At 64.5% G+C, this 22271-nt stretch carries 21 protein-coding genes; 15 read left to right on the top strand and 6 right to left on the bottom strand.

The window, feature by feature from the left end; translation table 11 throughout:
* Positions 1–75 precede the first annotated feature (75 nt).
* Together ABIA96_RS27430 and ABIA96_RS27425 are read right to left on the bottom strand one after the other, a co-directional pair.
* The gene (locus ABIA96_RS27430) at positions 76–969 is read right to left on the bottom strand and encodes a substrate-binding domain-containing protein (protein ID WP_354140161.1); all 894 of its coding nucleotides are present in this window, start codon (positions 967–969) and stop codon (positions 76–78) included.
* 9 nt (positions 970–978) lie between these two features.
* Positions 979–1305: a hypothetical protein gene (locus tag ABIA96_RS27425; RefSeq protein ID WP_354140160.1), complete on the bottom strand. Its 327-nt coding sequence runs from the start codon at positions 1303–1305 to the stop codon at positions 979–981.
* A gap of 29 nt (positions 1306–1334) precedes the next feature.
* On the opposite strand from ABIA96_RS27425, the gene ABIA96_RS27420 reads away from it, so the two are divergent.
* The 5 genes from ABIA96_RS27420 to ABIA96_RS27400 are packed head-to-tail and all read left to right on the top strand — an operon-like array spanning position 1335 to position 6826.
* The gene (locus tag ABIA96_RS27420; protein ID WP_354140159.1) at positions 1335–2168 is read left to right on the top strand and encodes an ABC transporter substrate-binding protein; all 834 of its coding nucleotides are present in this window, start codon (positions 1335–1337) and stop codon (positions 2166–2168) included.
* 54 nt (positions 2169–2222) lie between these two features.
* Positions 2223–3329 (top strand): molybdopterin-binding protein, encoded by a 1107-nt coding sequence (locus ABIA96_RS27415; protein WP_354140158.1) that lies wholly within the window; start codon positions 2223–2225, stop codon positions 3327–3329.
* Positions 3330–3342: 13 nt separating this feature from the next.
* Positions 3343–5292 carry a molybdopterin biosynthesis protein gene (locus ABIA96_RS27410; RefSeq protein WP_354140157.1) on the top strand — a complete coding sequence of 650 codons (1950 nt, stop codon included), beginning with the start codon at positions 3343–3345 and terminating at the stop codon, positions 5290–5292.
* A 55-nt stretch (positions 5293–5347) separates the two neighbouring features.
* Positions 5348–6475 (top strand): FAD-dependent monooxygenase, encoded by a 1128-nt coding sequence (locus ABIA96_RS27405; RefSeq protein ID WP_354140156.1) that lies wholly within the window; start codon positions 5348–5350, stop codon positions 6473–6475.
* 51 nt (positions 6476–6526) lie between these two features.
* The gene (locus tag ABIA96_RS27400; protein WP_354140155.1) at positions 6527–6826 is read left to right on the top strand and encodes a hypothetical protein; all 300 of its coding nucleotides are present in this window, start codon (positions 6527–6529) and stop codon (positions 6824–6826) included.
* 6 nt (positions 6827–6832) lie between these two features.
* Here the strand turns inward: ABIA96_RS27400 and mobA are convergent, their stop codons facing one another.
* Together mobA and fdhD are read right to left on the bottom strand one after the other, a co-directional pair.
* A complete protein-coding gene (mobA, locus tag ABIA96_RS27395) occupies positions 6833–7474 on the bottom strand; it encodes a molybdenum cofactor guanylyltransferase MobA (RefSeq protein WP_502918852.1) in 642 nt (213 codons plus the stop codon).
* Positions 7455–8345, bottom strand: a complete 891-nt coding sequence (gene fdhD, locus ABIA96_RS27390) for a formate dehydrogenase accessory sulfurtransferase FdhD (protein WP_354140153.1) — start codon at positions 8343–8345, stop codon at positions 7455–7457. Before fdhD ends, mobA begins: the two co-directional genes overlap by 20 nt.
* A gap of 212 nt (positions 8346–8557) precedes the next feature.
* Here fdhD and mobB point away from each other — a divergent pair, with 212 nt between their 5' ends.
* From mobB to ybaK, 8 genes are all read left to right on the top strand, one after another.
* Positions 8558–9085, top strand: a complete 528-nt coding sequence (gene mobB / locus ABIA96_RS27385) for a molybdopterin-guanine dinucleotide biosynthesis protein B (protein ID WP_354140152.1) — start codon at positions 8558–8560, stop codon at positions 9083–9085.
* A 9-nt stretch (positions 9086–9094) separates the two neighbouring features.
* Positions 9095–10351, top strand: a complete 1257-nt coding sequence (locus tag ABIA96_RS27380; protein WP_354140151.1) for a molybdopterin molybdotransferase MoeA — start codon at positions 9095–9097, stop codon at positions 10349–10351.
* Positions 10352–10396: 45 nt separating this feature from the next.
* Positions 10397–10660, top strand: a complete 264-nt coding sequence (locus tag ABIA96_RS27375; protein ID WP_354140150.1) for a sulfurtransferase TusA family protein — start codon at positions 10397–10399, stop codon at positions 10658–10660.
* 319 nt (positions 10661–10979) lie between these two features.
* Positions 10980–12632 (top strand): OFA family MFS transporter, encoded by a 1653-nt coding sequence (locus tag ABIA96_RS27370; protein WP_354140149.1) that lies wholly within the window; start codon positions 10980–10982, stop codon positions 12630–12632.
* Positions 12633–12725: 93 nt separating this feature from the next.
* The gene (locus tag ABIA96_RS27365; protein ID WP_354140148.1) at positions 12726–13001 is read left to right on the top strand and encodes a hypothetical protein; all 276 of its coding nucleotides are present in this window, start codon (positions 12726–12728) and stop codon (positions 12999–13001) included.
* Positions 13002–13153: 152 nt separating this feature from the next.
* Positions 13154–14860: an NADH-ubiquinone oxidoreductase-F iron-sulfur binding region domain-containing protein gene (locus tag ABIA96_RS27360; RefSeq protein ID WP_354140147.1), complete on the top strand. Its 1707-nt coding sequence runs from the start codon at positions 13154–13156 to the stop codon at positions 14858–14860.
* On the top strand, positions 14857–17625 hold the full coding sequence (gene fdhF / locus ABIA96_RS27355; RefSeq protein WP_354140146.1) for a formate dehydrogenase subunit alpha: 2769 nt from the start codon (positions 14857–14859) through the stop codon (positions 17623–17625). Before ABIA96_RS27360 ends, fdhF begins: the two co-directional genes overlap by 4 nt.
* Positions 17626–17793: 168 nt before the next feature.
* Positions 17794–18267, top strand: a complete 474-nt coding sequence (gene ybaK / locus ABIA96_RS27350; protein WP_354140145.1) for a Cys-tRNA(Pro) deacylase — start codon at positions 17794–17796, stop codon at positions 18265–18267.
* Positions 18268–18276: 9 nt separating this feature from the next.
* On the opposite strand, the gene ABIA96_RS27345 is transcribed toward ybaK, so the two are convergent.
* Positions 18277–18960 (bottom strand): GntR family transcriptional regulator, encoded by a 684-nt coding sequence (locus ABIA96_RS27345; protein WP_354140144.1) that lies wholly within the window; start codon positions 18958–18960, stop codon positions 18277–18279.
* A 150-nt stretch (positions 18961–19110) separates the two neighbouring features.
* On the opposite strand from ABIA96_RS27345, the gene tcuA reads away from it, so the two are divergent.
* On the top strand, positions 19111–20502 hold the full coding sequence (gene tcuA / locus ABIA96_RS27340) for an FAD-dependent tricarballylate dehydrogenase TcuA (protein ID WP_354140143.1): 1392 nt from the start codon (positions 19111–19113) through the stop codon (positions 20500–20502).
* A complete protein-coding gene (gene tcuB / locus ABIA96_RS27335) occupies positions 20489–21589 on the top strand; it encodes a tricarballylate utilization 4Fe-4S protein TcuB (protein ID WP_354140142.1) in 1101 nt (366 codons plus the stop codon). Before tcuA ends, tcuB begins: the two co-directional genes overlap by 14 nt.
* Before the next feature lie 3 nt (positions 21590–21592).
* Here tcuB and ABIA96_RS27330 read toward each other — a convergent pair whose 3' ends face one another.
* Complete coding sequence (locus ABIA96_RS27330; RefSeq protein WP_354140141.1) at positions 21593–22264, bottom strand: alpha/beta hydrolase; 672 nt, start codon at positions 22262–22264, stop codon at positions 21593–21595.
* Positions 22265–22271: the final 7 nt, after the last annotated feature.

Here is a 22271-nt window from a genome sequence, read left to right as displayed (position 1 = left end):
GCCGGAGTTGCTTGTCCCGGGTATGGCCCGGCTGAATTGGTTTCTTTTGCAACTATTAGGGGGTGGGCGTCAATGTCAGGCCGCGAAGCGGAATTGCCCGGCGGGCGAGGGATCGTAGCCGGTGAGCTCCTCGGCGCGCTGGCGCAGCCGCCGTTCGCTCAGGAGCCGGATCAGGGCCTGCATGGCAGGGCGGAAATAGCTGCGCTGCCGCATCGCGAGGTCAAAATTCTCCCAGACCAGCGGCACGAAATCGAGGCCCGCGGAGCGCGCCGCCGCGCGCGTCGCAACGCCGCAATCGGCCTGCCCGGCGCGGACCAATTCGGCGAGATCCGGTCCGCTGAAGGCAGGTGTCTCGACCCGGCGCAGATCGCGCATCGAGGCGCCCGCGCGCGTCAGCAGCACGTCGAGCAGCATCTGCGCGCCTGTGCCCTGTTGCCGCATCGCCATCCGCGAGCCGAGCGCGAGCACGTCGGAGAGGCCACGCAGCCGCTTCGGATTGCCCGGCGGCAGCACCAGGCCCTGCTCGCGGCGCACGAAGGCGATCAGCAGCGCATCATGCAGGTCAGGCGCGTCCCGCAGCGCCGTCGCGCTGGCGTCGGAGGCGAGATTTCCTTCGGCGTCGAGGCTGTGGAAGTGCACCGCGACTGCCATCACCTCGTCGCGTTGCAGGCGCTCGAGCCCGCGCGCACTGCCTTCGGTCATCGATCCCAGGCCGGAGCCTGATTCACGCAGGCTCCAGTCCAGCAGCTCGTCCTGGCTGCCGCCCACCACCGGTGGCGGCTCCGCCGTCAGCATGCCGGCCGGACGCGCCATTCCCGACAGTACCCAGAGGTCGAGCTCATGCCGCGGGAAGAGCCATTTGCCGGTCACCTTGGTGCAGGGGATCGCGCCGTTGGTGACGAGTTCGTAGAGCTTGCGTTCGCCGAGACGGAGATAGTCCGCGGCTTCACTGGTCGTCAGGAATTCCATCCTGCATTCCTATGCAAATTCTTGCTTCTTTTTGGCGGTCAACGCAGGTGGAATTCTGCACTTCGATTTCAGTCCGCGCGAACCATGCCTGATGATCTCGTTGCTTTGCAACACATCCTGACACGTGTTTCGATTTTGGTTGACGATCTTGCGACGGTCGAATGGTGCGGGCCTTGTGCCGCGTTTGCAATCAACGTGCCGGTTGATTGATTGCCGAAACTTCCCGACTGCCGCACCTCGACGTTGTCGTTTCGGTAGCAGATAGAGTCCATCTCTATCTCCTGTTGCTTCCGCGCAGGTCAAATCCGTCACGAGTGCGGCGCAATCGATCATCATGATTGCGTCTTGTTCGATGGGAACCCGTCATGGCTGTTCGCCGACTGACCGTTGCATTTGCGCTTTTCTGCGGCCTTGCCGGGGGCATCGCGGCCTCGCCTGCCGAGGAGCGTGCGATTGTGCTGGCCTCGACGACATCGACGCAGGACTCCGGCCTGCTCGACTATCTGTTGCCGATCGCCCGCGACAAGACCGGCATCGAGGTGACGGTGATCGCGCGCCGCAGCGACGAGGTGCTCGACGGCGCGCGGAGAGGCGAGGCCGATGTGGTGTTGACGCACGCCCGGCCGCAGGAGGAGAAATTCGTCGCTGACGGTTTTGCCACCAAGCGCTACGACGTGATGTACAATGATTTCGTGCTGATCGGGCCGAAGAGCGATCCCGCCGGCGTGAAGGGCAAGGACATCGCGACCGCGCTGAAGGCGATCGAGGCCAAGGGGGCACCGTTCGTGACGCGCGGCGATCGTTCCGGCACCCATGCGGCGGAGCTCGCGCTCTGGATCGTCGCCGGCATCGACATCGCCAAGACCAAGGGCGCCTGGTATCGCGAGAGCGGGAAGGGCATGACCGCTGCCCTCGACGCCGCCCGCACGGCCAATGCCTATGTGCTCGCGGACCGCGCCAGCTGGATCGCCTTCAGGGATCGCGGTGATCTCGACATCGTCGTCGAGGGCGACAAGCGGCTGCTCAACCAGTATGGCGTGATGCTGGTGAACCCGGAGAAGCATCCGAACGTCAGGAAGGAACTGGGTCAGATCTTCATCGACTGGTTGATCTCGCCGGAGGGGCAGGCGGCGATCGCCGGCTACAAGGTCGACGGGCAACAGGTGTTTTTTCCGAACGCCGCCAAGCAGGGCGGTTGATGGTCGAGGCGCGAGCGGTTGCCAAATTGCGAGATGCGTGGTCCATCATGAGGCATGACCCAGCGCTTGCCACCTTCGCTCACGCCGCTCGACACCGCGCTCGCTGCGCTGCTGCGGGGCATTGATCCGGTCGCGGCGGTCGAATTGCCGCTGATTGAAGCGGTCGGCTGTATCGCCGCGGGGATGCCGTTGCTATCAGCCTATCCGCCGCGCGACATCGCCGCCGTGGATGGCTGGGCATTGCGCGCCAACGACCTCGTTGGCGCGTCCTCCTATTCGCCGCTGCCTTTGAGCGAGCCTCCAGTATGGGTCGACGCCGGCGAAGCGATGCCGGCGGGATGCGACTGCGTGCTCGATGCCGGCGCGGTCGAAATGGCGGGACCGCTCGCCCAAGTGCTTGCCGAGGGTGTGCCGGGGCAAGGTGTCAGTCGCGCAAGTAGCGACATAGCCGAACGCTCCTCTGCAGCCGCTGCAGGATGCCTCATCGGTGCGGCAGCTCTGATGCTCGCGCGCGTGGCTGGCAGCGAAAGGCTGAGCGTCAGGCGGCCGCGGCTGCGCATCGTCAATGCGCCGGGCGCAACGGCGACGATGCAGATGATCGCCGGCATCGCACGCGCTGCGGGACTGGATGCGAGTGCGCATGAAGCCTGCGCGCGCGACGCGACATCGATCGCGGAGGCGCTCGATGTCTCCGCCTGCGATCTGCTGCTGACGATCGGTGGCAGCGGCGTCGGTCGCGAGGATGCCGCCGTCACGGCGCTGGCTCAATGCGGGGCCGAATTCACCCATGGCCTTGCGCTCCAGCCCGGACGCACCGCGGCCGCTGGGCGGCTCGGAAGGGTTCCCGTCGTCGCCTTGCCAGGGGCACCCGCTCCGGCGCTCGCGGTCTGGCTCGCGCTGGTGCTTCCGCTCATCGACAAAATATCGGCGCGGCAGCCACGCCGCCGAGTGACGCAGCCGCTGGCGCGAAAAATCGCTTCCAGCGTCGGCATTGCCGAGATCGCTCTGCTGGCCGAGGAACATAAAACGTGGATGCCGCTTGCGGTCGGTGAATGGCCGCTCCACGCCATCGCCAGAGCGGATGCATGGCTGCTCATTCCCGCCAGCCATGAGGGATTTGCGGCAGGCGAGCCGGTCGATGCTTATCTGATGCGGGAATGATATGGGTTCCGGCATGACGATGATCCCAAAAGCCCCAGATCGCAGCGCGCTCGAACAGGAGCAATTCCTCAAGATCCTCTCGCGTGAGGAGGCACTGGCACGCTTCGAGGTGGCCCTATTCCCGCGCGCGATCCCCAGCGAGCAACGCAAGCTTGCCGATGCGCTCGGCACGGCACTGGCTGAAGACACCACCGCACCGATCGACGTCCCGCCGTTCGATCGTTCGAACGTCGATGGCTTTGCCGTGCGCTCGGCGGATCTTGCGACGGCCGGCGAGGGCGCGTCCGTGCGCCTCGCGCTGAACGGCGAAACGATTCACTGCGGTGTGGCCCCGGCGCTGCAAGTGGCGGCAGGAACCGCAACGCCGATCGCCACCGGCGGCCCGCTGCCGCGTGGCGCCGACGCCGTCGTCATGGTTGAACATACTCAGCCGGCCGGTGCTGACGCGATTGATGTCCGTCGCGCCGCGTCACCGGGGCAGTTCGTGTCGTACGCCGGATCGGACATCGCGCGCGGTGAGGCGTTGCTGCGCGCCGGCACGATCATCGGCTCGCGCGAGATCGGTATGCTGGCGGCCTGTGGCATCGCTGAGGTGAAAGTTGCGCGGAAGCCGCGCGTCGCGGTGATCTCCACCGGCGACGAACTGGTGCAGCCTGGCGAGGCGCTTGCTCCTGCTGCGATCTACGACACCAATGGTGCCATCGTCGCGGCCGCGATCGATGAGAACGGCGGCGAGGCAGTCTTCCTCGGCGCCATTCCCGACGACGAAGCCAAGCTCGAAGCCGCCATGCGCCAGGCGCTGGCCGATTCCGACATGCTGGTGCTCTCGGGCGGCACGTCGAAAGGCGCGGGCGACCTGTCCCATCGCATCATCGGCCGGCTCGGTACGCCCGGCATTATCGCGCATGGCGTCTCGCTCAAGCCCGGCAAGCCGCTGTGCCTTGCGGTGTGCGATGGCAAGCCCGTGGTGATCCTGCCGGGTTTTCCGACCTCGGCGATGTTCACCTTCCACGACATGATCGTGCCGGCGCTGCGCAAGTTGGCCGGGCTGCCGCCGCGCTCTGATGCCAAGGTGAGTGCGACCGTGCCGGTGCGCATCGCCTCCGAGCTTGGCCGCACCGAATTCGTCATGGTCTCGCTGGTCGAGGGCAAGACCGGCCTGATTGCCTATCCCTCCGGCAAGGGCTCCGGTGCGATTACCTCGTTTGCGCAGGCCGACGGCTTCTTGCGCATCGACGCGCTAGCGGACCAGATGCCGCCCGGGACCGAGGCCGAGGTCACGCTGTTTACGCCGCATGTGCGGGTGCCCGATCTCGTCATCGTCGGCAGCCATTGCACCGGCCTCGATCTCGTCACTGCCCCGCTCGCGCATGGGGGCCTCACGGTGCGCTCGATTGCGGTCGGCAGCCTCGGCGGACTTGCGGCAGCGAAGCGCGGCGAATGCGATCTCGCGCCGATCCATCTGTTCGACGACAACAGCGAGACCTACAACACGCCTTATCTCGTCGAGGGACTTGAACTCGTGCCGGGCTGGCGACGGATGCAGGGCATTGTGTACCGCAACGGCGACAAGCGCTTCGAGGGACTCGGCGCGAAGGAAGCGGTTTCGGCTGCGCTTGCTGATGCCAGCTGCATCATGGTCAACCGCAACCAGGGCGCCGGCACGCGCATCCTGATCGACCGATTGCTCGGCGGTGCGCGCCCGGAAGGCTATTGGAACCAGCCGCGGTCGCACAATGCGGTCGCCGCGGCCGTCGCGCAGCACCGTGCCGATTGGGGCATGACCATTGCGCCGGTCGCCCATGCGGTCGGCCTCGGTTTCATTCCGTTCGCGGAAGAGCATTATGACTTTGCGCTGGTGACGGCACGAAAGCAGCGGCCTGCGGTGCAGGCGTTTCTTGACGCACTCGGCTCGGACGAGGCCAGAGGGGCGCTTGTGCGAGCTGGCTTCCGGCCCGCGTAGACGGCAAGCGACGACGCGGCGTTCAAGCCGCGCGGAAAACAGGGTAGGGGACGCGATGGCAACGCCGCTTTCGGTTGCGATTGTCGGTGCCGGAATGGGCGGGCTCGCGACCGCCGCGGCGCTTAGGCGCGTCGGTGTCGATGTGATGGTCTATGAGCAGGCCTCCCGGTTCGCCCGCATCGGCGCCGGCATCCAGATCGGCTGCAATGCGATGAAGGTGCTGCGCGCGCTCGGGCTTGAGCAACGGATGCGCGAGCACGCGTTCTATCCGCGCTCCTGGAATAACCGCGACTGGAGGAGCGGCGACGTCAAGTTCGACATGATCTTTGGCGAGAGCGCGGAGGAGAAGTTCGGTGCGCCCTACCTGCTGGCCCATCGCGGCGATCTCCATGCGGCGTTGGCGAGCGTGGTGCCGGATGAGTTTGTGAGGCTCAACCACAAGCTCGTCGGTCTCGACGAGACCGGCGAGCGCGTCCGGCTGAGCTTTGCTGACGGCACCAGCGCTGTTGCCGATGCGGTGGTCGGCGCCGACGGCGTGCATTCGGCGGTGCGCGACATTCTGTTCGATACCGCGCCGGTCAAATTCACCGGCCGCATCGCCTACCGCACCACCTATCCTGCCGCGCTGCTCGGCGAGAAGATCGATGACTGCACGAAGTGGTGGGGCGAGGGTCGCCACATCGTGATCTATTACGTCAGGCCCGATCGCAGCGAGGTTTATCTCGTCACCAGCCAGCCTGAGCCCGACTTCCGCATCGAGTCCTGGTCGGCGAAGGGCGATGTGCGCGATCTGCGCGCCTCGTTCGAAGGCTTTCATCCCCAGGTCGGCCAGGTGCTGGCGGCGTGCCCCGACGTGCACAAATGGGCGATCATGGATCGTGATGCGCTGGAGCGCTGGGCCGATGGCAAGGTGACGCTGCTCGGCGATGCCTGCCATCCGATGACGCCCTATATGGCGCAGGGCGCGGCGATGGCGATTGAGGATGCCGCGGTACTGTCGCGCTGCCTCGAAAGTGTCAACCGCGACGGCGTCGTGGATGCCTTCCGCCGCTTCGAGGCGACGCGCAAGGTGCGGACCACGCGGGTGCAGGAGACCTCGCGTGCCAACATCTGGCTGAAGGAGCGGACTGATACGAGCTGGGTCTACGGCTACGACGCCTGGTCGGTGCCGCTGGCGGCTTGAGCCGATGAACGCCTACGGCAGCGGCTGCGACTAACGGTCGTGAGCAACCCGATGACCGCGTTAACCTCCCTCAATTTTCGCAGGATCGCCGCCCTCGTGGCAGCTGCCGGCACGCTATTCTGGCTCTACACATTCTATGCGATCGCCCATGTACCGCAGGGCGATAGCACCGGCTTTCAATGGCTCGCGGTGTTTCCACTCGGCATGATCTTTGGGCTGTTCTTCCTGCCGGCCTGGCTGCTGGTCGCCATCAACCGGCTGCCGCGGTTCACCACTCTGGTCGGCCTTGCCGGCCTGATCGCCTTCGCGATCATCTGGGCGCAGCTTCTCAACGAGTTTCCAAAATCGTAAAGCGGCTCAGGCGGCGTCATCGAGCGCGGCCAGCCGTTCGGCCTCGGCGATGTCCTCGACCGTGTTCGCATTGAAGAACGGATCGAGCGGCTCGGCCGGCCACGCCACCGTCGCCAGCTTGTAGCGCGCGGTCCAGCGGTCGATCTTGCGGAGATCCTCGACGACCAGCGCATGACGCAGCTCGTCGCGCAAGGCGACGCGCCACAGGCCGATCACCGGATGCGACTGGTCACTGGATGCGGCGACCGCTAGCTGCGCGTTCTCTCGCGCTCGCGCCGCATGCAGGCGCGCGACGAGGTCGCGTGGCAGGAACGGGCAGTCGCCGGCGGCGCTGAGCACCCACTCGATGTCGGGCCGGTTCGCCGCGGTCCAGTCGAGCGCAGCGAGAATGCCGGCGAGCGGGCCGGGGAAGCCGGGCACGTCGTCGGCAATGACCTGCAAGCCGAACACAGCGAAACGTGCGGGATCGCCATTCGCATTGAGGATCAATCCGTCGCACTGGGGCGAGAGGCGCGTAATCACGCGCTCCAGAATAGTGTGGCCGCCGATCGTGCGCATCGGTTTGTCGCCGCCGCCCATGCGCCGCGCCAGACCACCGGCGAGCAGCACGCCTTGCGTCAACGGAATCTTAGTCGTCACCACTTTCACCCTTGCGCTTGTGCTTCGCCGACTCCTCTTCGACGTAAGCGAGGTCTTGGTCGTAGACGATCCGTTCTTCACCCGCGAGTGCGATGAAGCGCTTTCCGCGGGTGCGTCCGACCAGCGTCAGACCCACTTGCCTCGCGAGATCGACGCCCCAGGCGGTGAAGCCGGAGCGCGATACCAGGATCGGAATGCCCATCCGCACCGTCTTGATCACCATTTCCGAGGTGAGACGTCCCGTCGTGTAAAGGATCTTGTCGGAGGCATCGACGCCGTGGCGGTACATCCAACCAGCGATCTTGTCGACGGCGTTGTGGCGGCCGACGTCCTCGGTGTAGCAGAGCGGCTCGCCCTCTTTGCACAGCACGCAGCCATGGATCGCGCCGGCCTCGAGATAGAGCGAGGGGGTGGTGTTGATGGTCTGGGCCATCTGATAGAGCCAGGATGTGCGTAGCTCGGCCTTCGGCAGCGCGACGCTCTCGACCGCCTCCAGCAGGTCGCCGAAGGCGGTGCCTTGCGCGCAGCCCGATGTCTGCGTGCGCTTCTTCAGCTTGGCCTCGAAATTGGTGTGGTGCTGGGTGCGCACCACCACGACCTGGAGGTCGTCGTCGTATTCGACCTCGGTGACTGCGTCACTATATTTCAGCATGTTCTGGTTCAGCAGGTAGCCGAGTGCCAGGTATTCCGGATAGTCGCCGATCGTCATCATGGTGACGATCTCCTGCGAATTCAGGTAGAGCGTCAGCGGCCGCTCCATCGGCACCTTGATTTCGACCTTGGCGCCGGTCTGGTCAGTCCCGGTCACGCTCTGGGTCAGGCGCGGGTCGCCTGGATCGGGGACGATCAGGGGCACTGGGGCTTTGTCGATCTTCATCATGGCCGCGACGTTAGCATGACATTCGGGTCAAGCCGATATAAGCATGCTAGTGGAAAGCGAAAATGCTTCCTCTCGTCATTGCGAGCGTAGCGAAGCAATCCAGAATCTTTTCGCGGAGACACTCTGGATTGCTTCGTCGCTACGCTCCTCGCAATGACGAGGAGGGAGCGGGTTCCACCCAGGACCAAGTCGCTCGCGGAGACGGAGCTTGAATGAAAGTCATCGGCCTTGCAGGCTGGAGCGGTGCGGGCAAGACAACGCTGTTGACGCGGCTGATCCCGCATTTCAACGCGCAGGGCCTGCGCGTCTCCGTCATCAAGCATGCACATCATCGGTTCGACGTCGATGTGCCCGGCAAGGATTCCTGGCGTCATCGCGAGGCCGGTGCGGCCGAGGTCCTGGTGGCTTCGTCGAACCGTTGGGCCCTGATGCACGAATTGCGCGGCGTGGCGGAGCCTGGGCTGCCGGAACTCTTGGGCAAGCTATCGGCGGTCGATCTCGTGGTGGTCGAAGGTTTCAAGCGCGAGCCGCATCGTAAGATCGAAGTGCATCGCGCCGGCAACGACAAGCCGCTGCTGTTCCCTGATGACCCCCGGATTGTCGGAATCGCGACCGACACTGCGGTTGAAACCCGGCTGCCGACCGTCCATCTCGATGATATCGAGGCTGCGGCGGCATTGCTGCTTCGGGCGGCGATGCCGGTCGAGGAAGCGGTTGCAAGAAGCGCGGCAATGCGCTGACGAGGCACCATGGCGCAACTGTCAGACGATTGCTTTGCCTTCGGCGGCCCGATGATGTCGGTCGACGAGGCCGTTGGGATGATTACGGCACGCGTCAGTGCGATTGCGGATACCGAGACGGTCGTGCTCGCTGACGCCGATGGACGCGTGCTGGCGCGGGATATCGCGGCGCCGCTGCCGCTGCCGCCCTTTACGAACTCGGCCGTCGACGGCTATGCCGTTGGCAATGCCGACCTTCCGGTCAAAGTGGAGCAGGCATTCCTGCTCGATGGCCGCATCCAGGCCGGCGGCTTTGCACAAGCACCGATCAAGCCCGGCCACGCCGCGCGTATCTTCACGGGTGCGCCGATGCCGCCGGGGGCCGAGGCCGTCTTCATGCAGGAAGACGTCCGCATCGATGATGCCGGCAAGATCGTGCTGCCACCCGGGTTGAAGCCGGGCGCTAATGTTCGCGCGGCAGGAGAAGACATTCCCGTTGGCCATGTCGCGCTGCGCGCCGGTCAGCGGCTGCGGCCCCAGCATGTCGCGCTTGCCGCAGCCTTCGGTCTGACCGGGCTCGATGTCGTCCGGCGTATCCGTGTCGCCGTATTCTCTACCGGCGACGAACTGGCCTCGCCCGGCGAGCCGCGCGCGGCATCGCAGTTGTTCGATTCCAATCGCTTCATGTTAATGGCGATGCTGCGCCGTCTCGGCTGCGAGGTCTCCGATCTCGGTATTCTGCGTGACGAACCCACCTCGCTCGCGAATGGATTGAAGCAGGTTGCGGGCCGCCATGATCTAATCCTCACCACCGGCGGTGTCTCGACAGGCGAGGAAGACCACGTCAAGGCGGCGGTCGAGAGCGTCGGCTCACTGGTGCTGTGGCGGATGGCGATCAAGCCGGGCCGGCCCGTGGCGATGGGCATCATCGGCGGCACGCCGTTGATCGGGCTGCCCGGCAACCCCGTCGCCAGTTTTGTCACATTCGTCCATGTGGTGCGGCCGACCGCCCTGGCGCTCGCTGGCAGTTTGCCGGAACGATTGTTGCCAATCCCGCTGCGTGCGGCGTTTACCTACAAGAAGAAGTTGGGCCGACGCGAATATGTTCGCGCCTCCTTGCGTCGTGCGCCGGATGGTGCGCTGGAGGCGGTGAAATTCCCGCGCGAAGGCGCAGGGCTACTGTCGTCATTGGTGGAGACTGACGGCCTGATCGAATTGGGCGAAGACATCACGCGCGTCGAGCCGGGCGAGAGCGTAGGTTTCCTGTCCTATGTGGACCTGCTCTGACGTCCTTGCGTTGACGTCATTGATCCCTCCCGCCATGTTGCACTCATGACCAGAACGACGCTCGATCTCACCGGACTCAAATGTCCGCTGCCGGCTTTAAAGACGCGCAAGGCGCTGAAACCATTGCAGCCGGGCGACCAGCTCGAAGTACATTGCACCGATCCGTTGTCGGTGATCGACATTCCGAACCTGATCCGCGAGACGGGCGACACGGTGGAGATCACCGAGCGCAACGAGGCGCGCATTGTGTTTTTGATCGAAAAGACCAATGGCTCGATAGAAATCGTGAATGACGCGCCGCACGCGTAGCCGCGCTCACCTATCGGATATCTACCATTTGTCTATCGACAGGGTTCACGTCTTCTGCCCCAATTGACATTGTCCGTGGCGACGCGGACGTTTGAGTCGTGCTCGTTACGCGGTGCAAGAGGCCGGCGAAGAAGCCTGCATCCGTGTCGGGCATAGACCCCTGCTGGAGGGGTTAACTTCTCGAATGTGCGCGACGATCGCGGCGCGCATCGAATGATTTGTGCGGGGCAACAGGGACCCAAGCTGCACCGCAACAGGGCTGAGGAACGCGATCGTAGCGGCAGTCTCGCTCAGAAGGGCGGCTGCAGGGGAGGAATGCATGGCTTCAATTGAGAGCGCTGGAACGATTTCAGGCGCCGGTGCAGGTTTACTTGATCGTGAGCGCACGATCGCCAAGGCTGGCTTCAATCGCTGGCTGGTGCCGCCGGCAGCACTGTGTATTCACCTGTGCATCGGCATGGCCTACGGCTTCTCCGTGTTCTGGTTGCCGCTGTCGCGCGCGATCGGAATCGCGGCGCCGAAGGCCTGTCCGGATATGTCGCTGTGGCAAGAGCTGTTCACCACGACTTGCGACTGGAAGGTCGCGAGCCTCGGGTGGATGTTCACCCTGTTCTTCGTCGTGCTCGGTGTCTCCGCAGCGCTGTGGGGCGGTTGGCTCGAGCGGGTCGGGCCGCGCAAGGCCGGATTCGTTGCCGCGCTGTGCTGGTGCGGTGGTCTGCTGCTTGGCGCCGCTGGCATCTACACCCATCAGCTCTGGATCATGTGGCTCGGCTCCGGCGTGATCGGGGGCGTCGGCCTTGGCCTCGGTTACATCTCGCCGGTGTCTACGCTGATCAAATGGTTCCCCGATCGTCGCGGCATGGCGACCGGCATGGCGATCATGGGGTTCGGCGGCGGCGCCATGATCGGCGCACCCTTCGCCAACCTTCTGATCAACTACTTCAAGAGCTCGACCGATGTCGGCGTGTGGCAAACGTTCCTGGTCATGGCCGTCGTCTATTTCGTCTTCATGACGATCGGCGCCTTCGCCTATCGGGTGACGCCGGCCGGCTGGAAGCCAGATGGCTGGACGCCGCCGAGCGAGAAGAAGACAATGATCTCCGAGCATAACGTCCATCTCGACAACGCGCACAAGACGCCGCAGTTCTGGCTGATCTGGTGGGTGCTGTGCTTGAACGTGTCGGCCGGTATCGGCGTGATCGGCATGGCCTCGCCGATGCTCCAGGAGATCTTCGCGGGCAAGCTGATCGGGCATCCGGAGCTCATCTTCGGTCAGCTTTCGGCCGACCAGAAGACCGTGATCGCCGGCATTGCGGCGGGCTTCGCCGGCGTGCTGTCGCTGTTCAACATTGGTGGTCGCTTCGTCTGGGCGTCGCTGTCGGACTACATCGGTCGCAAGAACACCTATTATACGTTCTTCATTCTTGGCATCGTGCTTTACGCGCTGGCGCCGACCTTCGCGGCGATGGGCTCGAAGCTGTTCTTCGTGCTGGGCTTCGGCATCATTCTGTCGATGTATGGTGGCGGCTTCTCCACGGTGCCAGCCTATCTCGCCGATATGTTTGGCACGCAGTTCGTCGGCGCCATTCACGGCCGGCTGCTGACGGCGTGGTCGACCGCGGGTATCATCGGCCCTGTTGTCGTCAACTACATCCGCGAGTTCCAGCTCGCGGCCGGTGTGCCGCGCGATCAGCTGTACAATACGACCATGTACATTCTCTGTGCGATGCTGATCGCGGGCATCATCTGCAACTATCTGGTCAAGCCGGTCGATTCGAAATGGTACATGAGCGAGGCCGAGGTCGCGAAGTTGCAGGCCGCGAACGCGGGTGCAGGGCCTATTCAGACAGGCTCGTTCGGGATCGGCACTGGCGGCCTCGACGCCAAGGCCGCGCTGTTCTGGCTCTTCGTCGGCATCCCGCTGGCCTGGGGCGTGTACAAGACGCTTGAGAGTGCGGTGAAGATCCTCTGATCGCAAACCCACATCGCCGCGGGATGCCGCATGTCGGCATCCGGCGGCACTCGCCTGACAAAATCATTGAAAATGGGACCTAGGGGGATTCCTATGCTTCGCACCCGTATCTGCCTTGCTGCCATGCTGCTGGCCGCGGGCCTCCACACCGCGTCTGCACAGACCGCAGCCGCACCCGCAACTCCTGCGACGACGGCCGCCAAGCCGCCGGGCAAGGTCAAGCTCACCATGCAGAAGTTGAAAGAGATGAAGGCCACGTGGGCGGCCAACAAGCCGAAGCTGAAGGCGTGTCGTGCCGAAGTGAAGGCCAAGGGGCTCATCGGCGACGATCGTTGGTTCTACATCCAGGATTGCATGGGCAAGACCTGAGGAGATACCCTATTCATTTCGGTGAGGGGCATGGGGCTTAGCTGAGCTGCATGCCCCTTAAATGCTTATTGGAACATACGAATTCTCTTGGCATCTGGTATGCCAAAAGGTAAGCTTGGACTCGTTCTAAGGAAGGTCTACGAGACGCAACGATGAGCCACGACGACGTTCACAAGGTTCGCGAATTCGAGCATCCGGGCGAGGGCCGCCGGCGCGCCAAGGCCACGCCCAAGGGCCGGCAGGTCGATCCAACCGCCTTATTTGAGATCGAGCAATTGCTCGGCGACAAGCCGCGGCGGCGCGATCTCCTGATCGAATATCTGCACCTGATCCAGGACAAATATCACCAGATCTCGGCCGCGCATCTTGCCGCGCTCGCCGACGAGATGAAGCTCGCCTTTGCCGAAGTGTTCGAGACCGCGACGTTCTACGCGCATTTCGACGTGGTGAAGGAAGGCGAGCCCGATATCGCGCCGTTGACGATCCGCGTCTGCGATTCGCTGACCTGCGCGATGCTCGGCGGCGAGAAGCTGCTCGCGGATTTGCAGAGCGCGTCGGGACCCGGCATCCGCGTCGTCCGCGCGCCCTGCGTCGGCCGCTGCGACACCGCACCTGCCGCCGAAGTCGGCCACAACTTCGTCGACCATGCCACCGTCGCCAACGTGATGGCGGCCGCGAAGGCCGGCGACAGCCACGCGCATCTGCCGGAATATGTGGACTACGACGCCTATGTCGCCGGCGGCGGCTACAAGCTGCTCAATCGCGTGCGCTCCGGCGAGTTATCGAAGGATGATCTCCTGAAGGCGCTCGACGACGCTTCGCTGCGCGGCCTCGGCGGCGCCGGCTTCCCCACGGGACGCAAATGGCGCGCGGTGCTCGGCGAGCCCGGACCGCGGCTGATGGCGATCAACGGCGACGAGGGCGAGCCCGGCACGTTCAAGGACCGCGTCTATCTCGAAAGCGATCCGCATCGCTTCATCGAGGGCATGCTGATCGGCGCGTATGTGGTGCAGGCCTCCGACATCTACATCTATCTGCGCGACGAATATCCGGCCTCACGCGAGATTTTGGAGCGCGAGCTCGCAAAACTGCCCGCGGATGGACCGACGCTGCACATGCGCCGCGGCGCCGGCGCTTATATCTGCGGCGAGGAATCCTCGCTGCTCGAAAGTATCGAGGGCAAGCGCGGCCTGCCCAGGCACAAGCCGCCTTATCCGTTCCAGGTCGGCCTGTTCGGCCTGCCGACGCTGATCAACAACATCGAGACACTGTGGTGGGTGCGCGACATCGTCGAGAAGGGCGCCGACTGGTGGAAGGGCAATGGCCGCCATGAGCGCCATGGCCTGCGCAGCTTCTCGGTGTCGGGCCGCGTCAAGAACCCCGGCATGAAGCTCGCACCCGCCGGCATCACCGTGCGCGAGCTGATCGACGAATATTGCGGCGGCATGGCCGCCGGCCATCAGTTCTACGCATATCTTCCGGGCGGCGCGTCCGGCGGCATTTTGCCGGCGTCGATGGACGACATCCCGCTCGATTTCGGCACGCTGGAGAAATATGGCTGCTTCATCGGCTCGGCCGCGATCGTGATCCTGTCGCGAGATGACAGCGTGCGCGCGGCGGCGCTGAACTTGATGAAGTTCTTCGAGGACGAGAGCTGCGGCCAGTGCACCCCGTGCCGCGTCGGAACCCAGAAGGCGGCGCAGCTGATGCAGAAGCCGGTCTGGAACCAGGCATTGCTGGAAGAATTAAGCCAGGCGATGCGTGATGCCTCGATCTGCGGGCTCGGACAGGCGGCATCGAATCCGCTCGCCACCGTGATCAAATATTTCCCTGACGAGTTCAAGGAAGCGGCCGAATGACGAAGATTACGTTCGAGCTCGACGGCAAGCAGGTCGAAGCGGGTCCCGGCGAGACGATCTGGCAAGTCGCCAAGCGCCAGGGCCGCGACATCCCGCATCTCTGTTACTCACCCGCGCCCGACTATCGCCCCGACGGCAATTGCCGCGCCTGCATGGTGGAAATCGAAGGCGAGCGCGTGCTGGCCGCGTCCTGCAAGCGTACGCCCTCGGTCGGCATGAAGGTGAAGATCGAGTCCGCGCGCGCGGTCTCCGCACAGAAGATGGTGATGGAGCTGCTGGTCGCCGACCAGCCGGCGCGCGCGACCTCGCACGATCCGGATTCGAAATTCTGGCATTGGGCCGAAACCACGGGCGTTACCGAAAGCCGTTTCCCCGCCGCCGAGCGCTGGGAGACCGACGCCAGCCATCCGGCGATGCGTGTCAATCTCGATGCCTGCATCCAGTGCGGCCTCTGCGTGCGCGCCTGCCGCGAGGTCCAGGTCAACGACGTCATCGGCATGGCTTATCGCAGCCATGGCTCGAAGATCGTGTTCGATTTCGACGATCCCATGGGCGAGTCCACATGCGTCGCCTGCGGCGAATGCGTGCAGGCCTGTCCGACCGGCGCGCTGATGCCGGCCGTGATGCTCGACGACAAGCAGACCCGCGTCACCTATGCCGACAGGAAGGTGGATTCGCTCTGCCCGTTCTGCGGCGTCGGCTGCCAGGTGACCTATGAGGTCAAGGACGAGAAGGTGATCTACGCCGAGGGCCGCGACGGCCCCGCCAATCACAATCGTCTTTGTGTGAAGGGCCGCTTCGGCTTCGACTACATCCACCATCCGCATCGCTTGACCAAGCCGCTGGTTCGGCTGCCGAATGCGAAGAAGGACTCCAACGACCAGGTCGATCCCGCCAATCCCTTCACCCATTTCCGTGAAGCGAGCTGGGACGAGGCACTCGACATCGCCGCCAAGGGCCTCGTCAAGATCCGTGACGAGAACGGCTCCAAGGCCCTCGCCGGCTTCGGCTCGGCCAAGGGCTCGAACGAAGAGGCCTATCTGTTCCAGAAACTGGTGCGTACCGGCTTTGGCTCGAACAATGTCGATCACTGCACACGGCTGTGCCACGCCTCCTCGGTCGCAGCGCTGTTCGAAGGCCTGAGCTCGGGCGCGGTGTCGGCGCCGTTCGCAGCCGCTATGGATGCCGAAGTCATCATCGTGATCGGCGCCAACCCGACCGTGAACCACCCGGTCGCCGCGACCTTCATCAAGAACGCGGTCAAGCAGAACGGCGCGAAGCTGTTCGTGATGGATCCGCGCCGGCAGACACTGTCGCGTCATGCGACCAGGCATTTGCAGTTCAAGCCGGGCTCCGACGTCGCCATGCTGAACGCGATGATTCATACGATCATCACCGAAGGCCTGACGGACGACCAGTACATCGCCGGCTATACCGAGGGCTTCGAGGATCTCAAGGAGAAGATCAAGGAGTTCACGCCGGAGAAGATGGAAGCGATTTGCGGGATCCCGGCGCAAACGCTGCGCGAGGTCGCGCGAACCTATGCGCGCGCCAAATCGTCGATCATCTTCTGGGGCATGGGCATCAGCCAGCACGTCCACGGCACCGACAATGCGCGCTGCCTGATCGCGCTGGCGCTGATCACCGGCCAGGTTGGTCGTCCCGGCACCGGCCTGCATCCGCTGCGCGGCCAGAACAACGTGCAGGGCGCTTCCGACGCTGGCCTGATCCCGATGTTCCTGCCGGATTACCAGCCGGTCGACCGCGACGACATGCGCGGCGCCTACGAGAAGCTGTGGGGCCAGGAGCTCGATCCCGTCCGCGGACTGACCGTGGTCGAGATCATGAACGCGATCCACGCCGGCGAGATCAAGGGCATGTATGTGGAGGGTGAAAACCCCGCGATGTCTGACCCCGATCTGCAGCATGCGCGCGGGGCGCTTGCGATGCTCGATCATCTCGTGGTGCAGGATCTCTTCGTCACCGAGACTGCGTTCCATGCCGACGTCATCCTGCCGGCTTCCGCCTTCGCGGAGAAGGAAGGCTCCTTCACCAACACGGATCGTCGCGTGCAACTCGCGCGCCAGGTGGTCAAGCCGCCGGGCGACGCGCGGCAGGATCTCTGGATCATCCAGGAGATCGGCAAGCGCATGGGCCTGCCGTGGAATTATTCCGGCCCGGGCGAGGTCTACACCGAGATGGCAGAGCTGATGCCTTCGCTCAAGAACATCAGCTGGGAGCGGCTGGTGCGCGAAGGCGCCGTCACCTATCCGGCCGACGATCCGAACAAGCCCGGCAACGAGATCATCTTCACCACGGGTTTTCCGACCGCCAGTGGCCGCGGCAAGATCGTGCCGGCCCATGTCATTCCGCCGGACGAGCTGCCCGACGCCGAATATCCGATGGTGCTGTCGACCGGCCGCGTGCTGGAGCACTGGCATACCGGCTCGATGACCCGCCGTGCGCAGGTGCTCGACCAGATCGAACCGGAGGCGGTCGCGTTCATGTCGCCGAAGGACATGCACAGGAAGAAGCTCGTGCCCGGGGATTTCATTCGCCTCGAGACCCGCCGCGGCGCCATCGAGGTCAAGGTCCGATCCGACCGCGACGTGCCCGAGAACATGGTGTTCATGCCGTTCTGCTACGCGGAAGCGGCAGCGAACCTGTTGACCAACCCTGCGCTCGATCCATTCGGCAAGATCCCGGAATTCAAGTTCTGCGCGGCGCGGGCCGAGCGCGCGGAGATGCGCGACGCGGCGGAATAGCAATCCGCGCAAAACAACCCCATGCACAGTAGAACGGGGTTGAAAGGCCGGAGGAATGTTCGGTCTTACCGAAATTGCTTGCGGCGTCGGGCAAAACACCTGTATAAAGGCATGATCACCAACAGCGCGTGGCTTCGCCGCCCGCACTGACGGTGGTAAACGTGACTCATGTCCAAAGTCACCCCAGCCACCCGCGCGCTCACAGCCGCCGGCGTCGCCTTCACCGTTCATGCTTACGACTACGATCCCGACGCCGAAAGCATCGGACTGCAAGCGGCTGCCGCCCTCGGTGAGGATCCGGCGCGCGTGCTGAAGACGCTGATGGCGCTGGTGGACGGCAAGCCGGTCTGTGTCATCGTTCCATCCGACCAGGAAGTTGCGATGAAGAAGCTCGCTGCAGCCGCGGGCGGCAAGTCGGCGCAAATGATGAAGCCGTCCGAAGCCGAGCGCGTCACCGGCTACAAGGTCGGCGGCATCAGCCCGTTCGGGCAACGCAAGCCGGTCCGCACCGTGATCGAGCAGAGTGCGTTCGCCCATGACCTGGTCTATCTCAATGGCGGTCAGCGCGGCCTGCAGGTGCGGATGAAGCCAACCGACGTGCGGGATGTTCTGAAGGCCGTCGCAGCAGACGTGCTGGCGTGAGCGCCTGCCCTATTGCTTCTGCAACAGCTTCAGCCGGCAGCGCAGCGCCTCGCGGATATGCCCGCGGGCGAGCTGCTCGGCCTTGTCGCCGTCGCGTGCGGCGATGGCGTCGATGATGGCCTGGTGCTCGCCATGGCTGGTCGAGGGACGACCCGTCACAGTGAAGGTGGTCGGGCCGAGCAGGGCGATCCAGTCCTGTAGCTCGCGCGAGGCGTTGTCGAGATAGCGGTTGCGCGCGGCGCGGCAGATCGCTTCGTGGAACGCGCGATTGAGTTTTGCCATCTCGGTGGCGTCGGTCTCGGACGTTTCGACAAAGGCCTGTTCGATATCGCGAAGCGCGTCGACCTCGGGTGCGGAGGCGTGCTCCGCGGCGAGGCGTGCGGCGGCGCCTTCCATGATCTCGCGCATGGCGTAGAGTTCGAGCACCTCGGAGATGTCGAGGTTGCGGACGATCAGGCCGCGTCCGCCGGCGGGCTCGACGAAGCCGCGCGCCGCGAGGCGACCGAGAGCTTCGCGCACCGGTGTGCGGCTGACTTTCAGCCGCTGCGCAACCTCTTCCTCGCGCAGGCGGTCGCCGGCGCGGTAGCTGCCGGCCTGGAGCGCCTCGCAAAGGGAGCGGAACACGGCTTCGCCGAGCGCGACGCCACTGCCGCGCGCAATCGATCCGCCTGCCTTTGCCGGGCGTCTGGCCATGATCCCTCGATGCGCATCCTGCCCATGCAGAGATGCCGCTTGCGCCACCTTTGTATATCTTTGTATACAAATGTACGCAATGGCTGTCAGCCTTGACCAAGGCCTTTTGCGGGCAGAATGTCTCTAACCTCGTCGCATCGGACGGACGACATGAGCGGCAAATACGATGTGCTGGTGATCGGCGGCGGCAACGCGGCGCTGTGCGCGGCGATCTCGGCGCGCCGCGGCGGCGCCTCGGTGCTGGTGCTCGAAGGTGCGCCGAAATTCTATCGCGGCGGCAATACCCGCCACACCCGCAATATGCGCTGCGCCCATGACGCCGCGACCGACATCCTGACCGGTCCCTACACCGAGGAGGAGTTCTGGGAGGATCTGCTGCGCGTCACTGGCGGCCAGACCGACGAGGTGCTCGCCCGCCACATGATCCGCGAGTCCAAGGACATCCTGAACTGGATCGTGGAGCAGGGGGTGCGCTGGCAGCCCTCGCTTGGCGGTACGTTGAGTCTCGGCCGCACCAACTCTTTTTTCCTCGGCGGCGGCCGCGCCATGCTGAACGCGCTCTATCTCACCGCCGAACGGCTCGGCGTGGACGTCGAATACGACGCCGAGGTCACGGACCTCGTGATCGAGGACGGCATGTTCCTCGCCGCGCGCGTGAAGCAGCCGATCAACGGCGAAACCGAGATTCGCGCGACCTCGCTGGTCGCTGCGGCCGGCGGGTTCGAAGCCAACATCGAATGGCTGAAGCAATATTGGGGCGATGCCGCCGACAATTTCCTGATCCGGGGCACACCCTACAATCGCGGTTCGATCCTGAAGATGCTGCTCGACAAGGGCGTGCAGGAGGTCGGTGACCCCACCCAGTGCCATGCGGTTGCGATCGACGCGCGCGCGCCGAAATTCGACGGCGGCATCATCACGCGGCATGACTCCGTCGTGTTCGGCATCGTCGTCAACAAGCATTCGCAGCGTTTCTATGACGAGGGCGAGGACATCTGGCCGAAGCGTTACGCGATCTGGGGCCGGCTGGTCGCGGCGCAGCCCGACCAGATTGCCTACATCATCTTCGATTCCACCGTCGTCACCTCGTTCATGCCGACGCTGTTCCCGCCGATCGCGGGGCAGACGATCGCCGAGCTCGCCGGCAAGCTGACGCTCGATCCGGCCGCGCTGGAAAAGACCATCACCGCATTCAACGCCGCGGTGCGGCCCGGCACCTTCGACCACACCATTTTGGACGATTGCGTGACCGAAGGCATCGCGCCGCCCAAGACGCATTGGGCGCGTAAAATCGAGACGCCGCCCTATCTCGCCTATCCGGTGCGGCCCGGTATCACCTTCACCTACCTCGGCACGCGTGTGAACATGGAGGCGCGGATGCTGATGGCTGACGGCAAGCCGTCGGCCAACATGTTCGCGGCCGGTGAGATCATGGCCGGCAACGTGCTTGGCAAGGGTTATGCCGCCGGCATGGGCATGACCATCGGCAGCGTGTTCGGGCGGATCGCAGGACGGGAAGCGGCGAAACATGCACGGAACTAGAATTCTGGACGAAGCCGACCGTCTGATGACGGTCTGTAATTCCTGCCGCTACTGCGAGGGTCTATGCGCGGTATTTCCCGCGATGGAGATGCGCCGCGCCTTCTCCGACGGCGACCTCAACTATCTCGCCAACCTCTGCCACTCCTGCGGCGCCTGCTACGTCGACTGCCAGTTCTCGCCGCCGCACGAATTCAACGTCAACGTCCCCCAAACACTCGCGGTCGCGCGCGCCGAGTCGTACGCGGCCTATGCCTGGCCGCAGGCGCTGTCCGGAGCCTTCGCGCGCAATGGGCTCGTCATTAGCATCGTGGCTGCGCTCAGCATGACCGCCTTCATCCTCGGCTTCGCCGCCCTGAACGACCGCAGCATACTGTTCGGCGTACACACCGGGCCAGGCGCGTTCTACAGGCTGATGCCGCACAACGCGATGGCCGCTCTGTTCAGCGCTGCCTTCCTCTATGCGATTCTCGCGCTGGTCATGAGCGTGCGCGCTTTCTGGCGCGATATCGGCACGCCGATCGGCGGACGCGCCGACGGTGGCTCGATCTTCCAGGCGATCCGCGATGCCGGCGAGCTACGTTATCTCCATGGCGGCGGTGTCGGCTGCTATAACGAGGACGAAAAGCCGACCGACCGACGCAAGCTTTTCCATCACCTGACGTTCTACGGATTCCTGCTTTGTTTCGCCGCGACCTCGGTCGCGACGCTGTATCATTATCTGCTTGGCCGCGAGGCGCCGTATCCGTGGTGGGATTTGCCTGTCGTGCTCGGCACGCTCGGCGGCATTGGCCTCGTCGTTGGACCGATCGGGCTGTTCATCGCGAAATCGCGGCGCGCGCCAGAACTTCTCGACGAGCACAGCTACGGCATGGATGTCGGCTTCGTCGCCATGCTGTTCCTGACCGGCTTCACCGGCATGTTGCTCCTTATTCTGCGCGAGACCGCCGCCATGGGGCCGCTGCTGGCGCTGCATCTCGGCGCGGTGTTCGCGCTGTTCATTACCATGCCCTATGGCAAGTTCGTGCACGGCATCTATCGCTTCGCTGCGCTGGTGCGTTACGCGCAAGAACGGCGGACGGAGGGCTAGCCGTCACGCCAGGCAAAACCGTCCGTCGTGCAGAAACGCGATCGTCTGCTCGATCGCAACGGCGTGACGCGGCAGCCCGGTATGCGACGCCCTCACGATGATGTGGTCGGCCATACCGTCCAGCTTCGCGCTCGCAACCGAAACCCGTCCGTCATTGGGGCGCGGCAGAACAAAGGCCGACGCGATCGGCGCGATGGTGCGGCATCCGGCGATGATGCCGATCGCATAATCCGGTGACGGCAGGTCCGCGAGCACCGGGTCTTGGGTGGTGGTAAGCTGCAGGCCGGCCGGGCCGAAAGCGGCGCGGTAGAGCGAGAGATCCTTCAGGAGATCGGCAACTTCGCTGCCTCCGTTGGGCGTCCCCAGCATGACGACGCGGCCGAGCCGCGCCGGTCGGTGTCGTGCGATGTAAACCCGCGTCAGCAGCCCGCCCATGGAATGGGCGACGAAGTGGACTGTGCCGTCGCATTGTTTGGCGAATGCGGCGATCGGCGCGTGGATCTCCTCTGCGAGTGCCTCAAGCGGATTCTTGCGGCTGGAATAGTCGAGATTGAGCGTCGCAAAGCCGCGATGCTGTAGCGCTCGATCCAGCTTCTTCAGCGTCCAGGAGCCGACGCCGATGCCATGCAGCAGCACCACGCTGTCGCGCCGCGCATGCGGCGGTGCGACAGCCATGGGTTGG

This window comes from Bradyrhizobium sp. LB11.1 (assembly GCF_040549385.1).
Lineage (GTDB): Bacteria > Pseudomonadota > Alphaproteobacteria > Rhizobiales > Xanthobacteraceae > Bradyrhizobium.
The sequence above is the reverse complement of the archived record's forward strand: the minus strand, read 5'-3'. Positions and strand labels throughout refer to the sequence as shown.

Bases quoted from the DNA above. Each gene is read 5' to 3' on its own strand.
- ABIA96_RS27375 (WP_354140150.1), top strand. From the start codon at position 10,397: ATGACCAGAACGACGCTCGATCTCACCGGACTCAAATGTCCGCTGCCG.
- tcuA (WP_354140143.1), top strand. From the start codon at position 19,111: ATGAGCGGCAAATACGATGTGCTGGTGATCGGCGGCGGCAACGCGGCG.
- ABIA96_RS27420 (WP_354140159.1), top strand. From the start codon at position 1,335: ATGGCTGTTCGCCGACTGACCGTTGCATTTGCGCTTTTCTGCGGCCTT.
- ybaK (WP_354140145.1), top strand. From the start codon at position 17,794: ATGTCCAAAGTCACCCCAGCCACCCGCGCGCTCACAGCCGCCGGCGTC.
- ABIA96_RS27410 (WP_354140157.1), top strand. From the start codon at position 3,343: ATGACGATGATCCCAAAAGCCCCAGATCGCAGCGCGCTCGAACAGGAG.
- ABIA96_RS27365 (WP_354140148.1), top strand. From the start codon at position 12,726: ATGCTTCGCACCCGTATCTGCCTTGCTGCCATGCTGCTGGCCGCGGGC.
- ABIA96_RS27370 (WP_354140149.1), top strand. From the start codon at position 10,980: ATGGCTTCAATTGAGAGCGCTGGAACGATTTCAGGCGCCGGTGCAGGT.
- ABIA96_RS27345 (WP_354140144.1), bottom strand. From the start codon at position 18,960: ATGGCCAGACGCCCGGCAAAGGCAGGCGGATCGATTGCGCGCGGCAGT.
- ABIA96_RS27380 (WP_354140151.1), top strand. From the start codon at position 9,095: ATGGCGCAACTGTCAGACGATTGCTTTGCCTTCGGCGGCCCGATGATG.
- fdhF (WP_354140146.1), top strand. From the start codon at position 14,857: ATGACGAAGATTACGTTCGAGCTCGACGGCAAGCAGGTCGAAGCGGGT.
- ABIA96_RS27425 (WP_354140160.1), bottom strand. From the start codon at position 1,305: ATGATGATCGATTGCGCCGCACTCGTGACGGATTTGACCTGCGCGGAA.
- ABIA96_RS27415 (WP_354140158.1), top strand. From the start codon at position 2,223: ATGACCCAGCGCTTGCCACCTTCGCTCACGCCGCTCGACACCGCGCTC.
- ABIA96_RS27360 (WP_354140147.1), top strand. From the start codon at position 13,154: ATGAGCCACGACGACGTTCACAAGGTTCGCGAATTCGAGCATCCGGGC.
- ABIA96_RS27330 (WP_354140141.1), bottom strand. From the start codon at position 22,264: ATGGCTGTCGCACCGCCGCATGCGCGGCGCGACAGCGTGGTGCTGCTG.
- ABIA96_RS27400 (WP_354140155.1), top strand. From the start codon at position 6,527: ATGACCGCGTTAACCTCCCTCAATTTTCGCAGGATCGCCGCCCTCGTG.
- fdhD (WP_354140153.1), bottom strand. From the start codon at position 8,345: ATGATGAAGATCGACAAAGCCCCAGTGCCCCTGATCGTCCCCGATCCA.
- mobB (WP_354140152.1), top strand. From the start codon at position 8,558: ATGAAAGTCATCGGCCTTGCAGGCTGGAGCGGTGCGGGCAAGACAACG.
- ABIA96_RS27430 (WP_354140161.1), bottom strand. From the start codon at position 969: ATGGAATTCCTGACGACCAGTGAAGCCGCGGACTATCTCCGTCTCGGC.
- tcuB (WP_354140142.1), top strand. From the start codon at position 20,489: ATGCACGGAACTAGAATTCTGGACGAAGCCGACCGTCTGATGACGGTC.
- ABIA96_RS27405 (WP_354140156.1), top strand. From the start codon at position 5,348: ATGGCAACGCCGCTTTCGGTTGCGATTGTCGGTGCCGGAATGGGCGGG.